Source organism: uncultured Psychroserpens sp. (genome assembly GCF_947501425.1).
Lineage (GTDB): Bacteria > Bacteroidota > Bacteroidia > Flavobacteriales > Flavobacteriaceae > Psychroserpens.
This window is the reverse complement of record NZ_CANMVN010000014.1, coordinates 1-7,505: the sequence shown is the minus strand read 5'-3', so window position 1 is coordinate 7,505 and position 7,505 is coordinate 1. Positions and strand designations below refer to the sequence as shown.

Annotated in this window: 8 protein-coding genes; all 8 read right to left on the bottom strand. The window is 30.8% G+C overall.

Annotated elements, in window-relative coordinates; translation table 11 throughout:
* Positions 1-221: 221 nt before the first annotated feature.
* The 8 genes from Q0951_RS16890 to Q0951_RS16855 all read right to left on the bottom strand — a co-directional run bounded on the left by Q0951_RS16890 (position 222) and on the right by Q0951_RS16855 (position 7,401).
* A complete protein-coding gene (locus Q0951_RS16890; protein ID WP_299339492.1) occupies positions 222-938 on the bottom strand; it encodes a hypothetical protein in 717 nt (238 codons plus the stop codon).
* A gap of 789 nt (positions 939-1,727) precedes the next feature.
* Complete coding sequence (locus Q0951_RS16885) at positions 1,728-1,994, bottom strand: hypothetical protein (RefSeq protein WP_299339489.1); 267 nt, start codon at positions 1,992-1,994, stop codon at positions 1,728-1,730.
* 517 nt (positions 1,995-2,511) lie between these two features.
* Complete coding sequence (locus Q0951_RS16880) at positions 2,512-3,183, bottom strand: hypothetical protein (RefSeq protein WP_299339486.1); 672 nt, start codon at positions 3,181-3,183, stop codon at positions 2,512-2,514.
* Between the two features lie 147 nt (positions 3,184-3,330).
* Positions 3,331-3,999 (bottom strand): hypothetical protein, encoded by a 669-nt coding sequence (locus tag Q0951_RS16875; protein WP_299339484.1) that lies wholly within the window; start codon positions 3,997-3,999, stop codon positions 3,331-3,333.
* 219 nt (positions 4,000-4,218) lie between these two features.
* Positions 4,219-4,956, bottom strand: coding sequence for a hypothetical protein (locus Q0951_RS16870; protein WP_299339477.1), 738 nt, complete (start codon positions 4,954-4,956; stop codon positions 4,219-4,221).
* Positions 4,953-5,330, bottom strand: a complete 378-nt coding sequence (locus tag Q0951_RS16865) for a hypothetical protein (protein ID WP_299339474.1) — start codon at positions 5,328-5,330, stop codon at positions 4,953-4,955. Before Q0951_RS16865 ends, Q0951_RS16870 begins: the two co-directional genes overlap by 4 nt.
* 752 nt (positions 5,331-6,082) lie before the next feature.
* A complete protein-coding gene (locus tag Q0951_RS16860) occupies positions 6,083-6,682 on the bottom strand; it encodes a hypothetical protein (RefSeq protein ID WP_299339471.1) in 600 nt (199 codons plus the stop codon).
* 254 nt (positions 6,683-6,936) lie between these two features.
* The gene (locus Q0951_RS16855) at positions 6,937-7,401 is read right to left on the bottom strand and encodes a DUF1877 family protein (protein ID WP_299339468.1); all 465 of its coding nucleotides are present in this window, start codon (positions 7,399-7,401) and stop codon (positions 6,937-6,939) included.
* Between the last annotated feature and the right edge of the window lie 104 nt (positions 7,402-7,505).

The window sequence follows — 7,505 nt, the reverse complement described above, 5'->3', positions numbered from 1 at the left end:
AAAACACCAAATATGGTATATTTAAAAACAGCGTAAATCAATTTTTAACCTGTAGCCATATTTCAGGACTAGACATTATTACCGCCAACGGTTTTGTGTATGGTTAGTTGCGTGTTTAAGCAACTAATTTAGTAAACAAAAACGAACGCGAGAAAATTCCGAAGGAATTTTCCAAATAAACAACGACCAAAGCAATTAATTATACACGTTGTTGTAATACGTTATTTTTTTTCTATCTGATTTATTATGTCAATCATTAGTTTCTCTATGTTTTTTGTTGAACCATTAAATTGTTCGATAGATATTCTAATCAATTTTTCGCTATGTTTTCTGAAAAGCACAAAACCTTTGGTAAGAATAAAATCACCTTTTTTTGTGTAGTAATCATAAATAATTAAGTCGTCATTATTTCCCAATTCCGAATACTCTAAAATATGTTCCGTTCCAAAAATATTTCCACTTAAGTTTTTTACTATCAACTTAACATTGTTTTCTAAAGATTGGGTTTTGTCAAATTCCTCCTTTTTAAAGTTGACTAATAATTTAGCATTTGATTCCGAAAATCGAAGAGTTGGTTCATTCGGATTTTTGGTGTATTCAATTCCTTTAGGAACTTTTATCTGCTGTCCTAATAAAGTCAGAGTTGTATCTGATTTTGTCTCATTACTGTCTTTAAATACAATTTCAAGTGCGCTATTGTAAGTCTTGATAACTTTTAAAGTATCAATCGGTTTATTATTCTCTAAAACGTTTTTAATGTCAATTTCAGTTTTGTCTTTGTTTATGTTAATCAATAACATAATTATTCCAACTGAAAGTAATCCAATTCCAGACCATAATTGACCACTCTTTTTACTCTTTCGGTATGCAAATAATAATGATATTCCAATTCCGATTAGTATTAATTGAGTTAAAATATCTCCTATGTTTTCAAACATTCGATTAGATTGGTTTTAATGTGTTACAACGTAGACGTATATGAACAGTAGCGTTTAACTATTCAGATCCGTCTTGTTTTTGATTAATATTTATAAAGAAACAAAAAATAATGGTTGATTAGTAGATTAGCTATTGTTTATATGCGCTGTTGTGTTTAGTAATTTTGAAATTCCCCTAGGAATTATCTAAAATTACGTAGGAATGACAGACCCAATAAACGCCTCTGAGTCAGGTTTGTGGTTTTAAAATCATGCATTATATACTTAGTATATGGTGTCGTTATTTTCAAAGCTATCAACGAGAGTTGTGACCGATATAAGTGATTCAGTACTTTATAAGCCATAAAATTAGCCTAAGCACTTGACTTTGTCGAAAATAATCTATAACTTCAGTCAAGCTTTATGCGAATCAAAATTCGTATTTGAGAGTAAAACTCTCATAAGATTTCAATCGAAAGCTTGGTGAGTTAAAAGTCTACTGCGTACTGCGTTTATAATACTGACCTTAATCTACAATTTTCGATGATAGCAACACACCTGGGAAGAACCGATAGGTCTGGCATTATTAAATACAACGTATTTGTGTATGATTTAGTTGCGATCATGGAGACTTGCTCTAGTTTAGCTTTTGCCGAATCAGCCGACGCAAGGAGGTAGGCAAAAACAGCGTTGGCAGGAGCGAGGCTATTGCAATCTAAATCAAGTTTTTTTGATTTGTAATAAAAGTAAGAATTTTTCCTCGTCTTAACCAGCTTAGCAATTAATTATACACGGTGTTGGCAACAGTATTTATTTAAAGTATTTCGTTTTTAAGAATCCAATTCCATAATTGATTATAATAGTATCATTGTTTTGCAATTCGTAAAGTGATTTCAAATTTCCCATTTTCCTGATTAAATCGATTTTATCCAGTTCTCTTTTTGATACTATAATTTCATCTTTTTTATCATATAGTTGAAAAACTTTGTTGGTATCATAACGTTGAATCAAGTATTCTTTTTTCAGATTCTCTTTATGATAAATACTATTAAAGTACAAAGTTGTATTTTCGGTCAAACTATTTAAACAAAAGGCCAAAAATGCTGAAGGTAAACATAGATAAAAAAGAAATACTGTCAGTCCAGCTTTGTTGTATTTCGAATTGTATAACTTGTAAATTAGAAAACTTATGTAGATTAAAAGAAAAGTGATGACGGAATATTTCCAAGAATTATTTTCAAATTTCCATATGTCTTGATTAAGATAACTTTGCTTTATTTCGGGTTCTATTATAAACCAATCGAGAAAAAATACAGCAATAAAAATTAGTATTATAGTTATTTTCGATTTCTGTATTTTCATTTTTTCTTTATTGTTGCCAACGTATTTGTGTATGATTTAGTTGCGACTTTGAGTCTTGCTCTAGTTTAGCTTTTGCCGAATCAGCCGACGCAAGGAGGTAGGCAAAAACAGCGTTGGCAGGAGCAAGGCTATTGCAATCTAAATCAGGATTTTTTAATTATTAATAAAAGTAAGAATTTTTCCTTTGCTTAACCAGCTTAGCAATTAATTATACACGTTGTTACCTGCAGTATTATTTCAATGGATTTCTTAGAATGAAATCTCGAACAGAGTTGAGCATTAATGTCACTTGGTCTTTATTATATTCAGAATAATTTCCATGTGCAGCCTTATTCCTTAAATCCAACCATGCAGTTACATTCTTTTCATCGAGTTTATTATAAACGTTCAATTTAGCGAGTTCAGCATTTATCAAGTTCGCTTTTTTAGGTCTACCTTTTGCATCAATCACTGGATTTCCATTCGCAGTTGATAGTTGTCTCATATGTTCTTCTAAAATACTTCCAATCATAACAGCTGAGGCATCTTTATAGTTTTCATTCAATAGATGCTCACTCATTTCAAGGAAATCTGAGAATATTTCAGCAGATATAAGACCTTTAATTGAAGTTAACCAATCATTTTCGATTTCAAATTTTATCGAATTGAGTATGCCGCGAATACTCTTATATGAACTGTAAGAACTATTTCCGCTAAATTCTTGATAATAAGGATGGTTCTTTCCATAAAGTTTTAAAATCAGAGAAAGAGAAGAAGATTTTATCTGATGGTAAAGTTCCATATCATATACTTTAGTATTAATCCTACGACCAGACACAAATTTTGATTTTTGCGCAATAGTAGACTCATAAGTATTGACTTCTTCTATTATGTCATTTATTCTATTGAGTAATCTCTGTTTCATATTGCAGGTAACGTGTTTGTGTATGGTTAGTTGCGTTGGCTAGCAACTAAATTAGTAAAAGAAAACGAACCAGAGGAAAATCCGTAGGATTTTCCGAGTACACACAGAACAAGCAATTTACTATACACGTTGTTACAACACGTATTTTTAAATTCCGTAAATTAATTCGCCTTGCTCAATTAATTTTTTACTTATTTCTGAATTACTGTCTAAATTCAATATTTCAAAATTGACATGTTTATAAAAATACTTTCGCAAATTTAAATTGATATGGTCGATGTTTAATTCAGAATCATTTCTGAGCGTAATTCCAATTACGTAATGTGGTTCTTCATATTCTTCTACATTTACAAATAAACCTAAATAAACTTTTTTTAGTGGAACAATGTTAAGGTCGGTTCTTTTGATTGCTTTGATTATTGTTTTTTTATTTGAAGCATTGACTTTTGAGAAAATGTTGTGAACTTTTTTTATTTCTACTTCTTTATTTAGTAGATCTTCTTGAGTTAAATTAACCATTATATCTTTAGTGATATCAATTCCGCCATCTCTGTTAATTTTGTAAGCATTATAAGTTAAAAAAGGACCTTTAAATATAAACCAAGGTCCAAATAACAAATTTAAACGGTTATATTTTTTTTTGAATTTTTGAACTTCATTTTCTCTTTTAATAAAGATTGCAGGAGAAAACCTCAAAAGCGAAACAAATCCGAGACCAATTCTATAATTAAACATAATGAACTTGGCTCCATTATTTATATCAGCTTTGAGTTCATTCAAATTTGATATATCAATGTTTTGGAGTTTTTGATTCATATGTGTTGTAACGTGTTTGTGTATGATTTAGTTGCGATCTTAGAGCCTTGCTCTAGTTTAGCTTTTGCCGAATCAGCCGACGAAAGGAGGTAGGCAAAAAAAAGCGTTTGCAGGAGCGAGGCTTATGCGCAACTAATCAATTAGTTAAAGATAGTAATTTGTAGGAATATTTGGTAAACTTAAAGCACTATCGCAGCAATTAATTATACACGTTGTTGGCTAACGTTTTTTAATTAGTTTGATGTCATCCGAATATTCATTCGTAAATTCGAATTTTTTATCACTTTTCATTAATCTATTAATAATCATCACGCTGTCATTTACCTCTTTGATTCTCCATTTTTGTTCAAAGCCAAACATTGATTTAAATAAATCCATTGTAATAAACTCGGCTGAATTATTTATTTGAGTTTTAGATTCAGAAATTTGATAAAAACTTAGAGTGATCTTATCTTCTTCGATTTGATAATAAGGAGGCCATTCATCAGTAGATTTGTACATTGATGTTGGAGGAGGAGGAATTGGAGGAGGAATATTTTCTTTAGGAACTTTCAGATAATATTCTTCTACCCATTTTCCATAAAGCATGCTTTTATTCCAATTAGGATTCCTGCGAACCATTTTCACTTTATAATCTTGTTCACCTATAGTCAAACCTTCATAAAAATCAGTTCCGTTTTTTTTGATTGCTATAATTCCTCTATCAAACCCTTCGCCAAGAACTAAATAGTTTGAATCATCAAAAGTCGAAACTCTGAATGGAAGTTTTTTATTACGATAATCATGCACTACAAATGTAGAATCATTAAAGTCAATAATAAGCGTGTCTTTTTCAGATTCAACTATTACATCAAAGGTTTTCCATTTTAGTTCATCATAGATATTAACGCTTTTTGGTTGTTGTTTGCAACTTGCAAAAATGGTAATAATAAGTATGTAGATTATTTTTTTGCTCATTTTGTTTCTATTTCCTTATCACAGTTAGCATTTTTTGAGCGTTCACTGATTTCAATAAATGAGTAATGATCCTTTTTAGAATTTTCCGTATTAAAGAATAAAGGTTTAAATTCTATTGTTTCAAAATCATCTAGGAAGTCCATTGTTAAAGATTTCCCGACATTATAGTCTATGATAACTTTAGTTGAGTCATTGAATCCACCTGGTCTTATAAAATACATAGTATCTAATTCAATTCTATAGTGCGTCCAGCTAGTCTGTATTCCTGAAGTAGTTGCGACTCTAAATGAATCTTTTTTCGTGAAAAATTCTAAATACCCATCATCTGAAGTACATGAATACCAATCTCCATCTAACTGATTTGTATTTGGCATACAAGAGATTAATGAAGATGATATTAAAAATAGTATAAATAGGTTTTTCACTTTCCGTAAATGTTTGCCAACGTAGACGTATATGAACAGTAGCGTTTAACTATTCAGATCCGTCTTGTTTTTGATTAATATTTATAAAGAAACAAAAAATAATGGTTGATTAGTAGATTAGCTATTGTTTATATGCGCTGTTGTGTTTAGTAATTTTGAAATTCCCCTAGGAATTATCTAAAATTACGTAGGAATGACAGACCCAATAAACGCCTCTGAGTCAGGTTTGTGGTTTTAAAATCATGCATTATATACTTAGTATATGGTGTCGTTATTTTCAAAGCTATCAACGAGAGTTGTGACCGATATAAGTGATTCAGTACTTTATAAGCCATAAAATTAGCCTAAGCACTTGACTTTGTCGAAAATAATCTATAACTTCAGTCAAGCTTTATGCGAATCAAAATTCGTATTTGAGAGTAAAACTCTCATAAGATTTCAATCGAAAGCTTGGTGAGTTAAAAGTCTACTGCGTACTGCGTTTATAATACTGACCTTAATCTACAATTTTCGATGATAGCAACACACCTGGGAAGAACCGATAGGTCTGGCATTATTAAATACAACGGTTACGTATAAGAATAGTGCGGTTTTGTGTGCGAGGATTTTCCGAAGGAAAATCAGACGTAACAAAAGTGCACTGACCTTTGATTAAGCACTAAATTTAGCATTATTTTTATACAATGTTGTGCATAGTGTTTTTATTCAGTTTCAATTTCATATGGTTTTTCTGGAAATCCAAATAGAATTGCTTTTTCCTCGTCAATTTCTTTTATTCCAATTAATGTTTCTCGTTGGTCATTTTCAAAAATTGATGCGAAATATGTTCCTTGCAAATTTTCTAATATTAATTTCCGTCCATTTCTTTTCATTCTTTTATTCAGTTCTTGGATTACTGGACTATCCAAAATTTTGTTGAACGTTAATGGTATTTTCTCTTTATTCCATTGTGCTTTGAATTCGAGCGTCTCAATTTTTTCAGATTCAAGTTCCGTTTTGGTTGGTTCAATTCTTTCATAGTCAGTCGCAAATTCAGTATCCTCTATTTTAGATTCAGTTTCGCTCAACACAGTGTGAGTTTTTCCCATTCTGAATATTCTTATTCGATTGTCGTTTACTAATTCATATTTTGAATCGGAAAGTTTCTCGCTCCATTCAGTTCTGACTTTTGATAATTCATTTCCGCTTTTTAATTCAAGTTCAAAATGGATGATTTGGTCGTTATTGAATTCAATAAACTCTGGTCGACAATAGTCATCTCCTGTTTTAATTTTTAACCAAGTTCCATTCAGATTTTTCATTTTTTCCGCGGTTTGGGTACATTATGCACAACGTATTTGTGTATGATTTAGTTGCGATCTTAAAGTCTTGCTCTAGCTTAGCTTTTGCCGAATCAGCCGACTGCAAGGAGGTAGGCAAAAACAGCGTTGGCAGGAGCGAGGCTATTGCGCAACTAATCAATAATCTAAAGATAGTAATTTGTAGGAATATTTGGTCTAATTAAAGCACTTGCGTAGCAATTAATTATACACGTTGTTGTACGCAGTTTTTTATTTCAGCCATAAGTAATGGCTATTCCACTATTTAATTCGGATGCTTTTTTGAATCCTGATTTGTATAATTTCAGATGATAATTATTTATGTATTCCCAGTGAACTTCATAATTGGCGTGATATACGTGATTCTCAATTAGTTTTTCTTGGTTATAAATATTTTTCAAATCTTCAATTTCAATCGATTCTAATTCTTTATTTATTAGCTTAACGTCATTAGATTTTACGAAACGTTCATTTAGTTTAGCTAAAATTTTATTCGGTGATTTGTCATATTCCTGAATCAAAAAGCGTGTAATTCCCCAACCTTTGTCCATAGAAAATACTGTGTCATTTTGTTTGTGATATACTGAATCTACCCAAGCAAATTTTTCATCAAGATATTCTTCTGCATCGTCAATATTGAGTTTTTTTAATTCCTCAATTTCAGAGTCAGATAATCTGTATAATTCGCAAATAATTCCCAAATTCAGTTAGTTTTAGACTTGTAGCTCAAATGTCTAGTCCTGAAATATGGCTACAGGTTAAAAATTGATTTACGCTGTTTTTAAATATACCATATTTGGTGTTT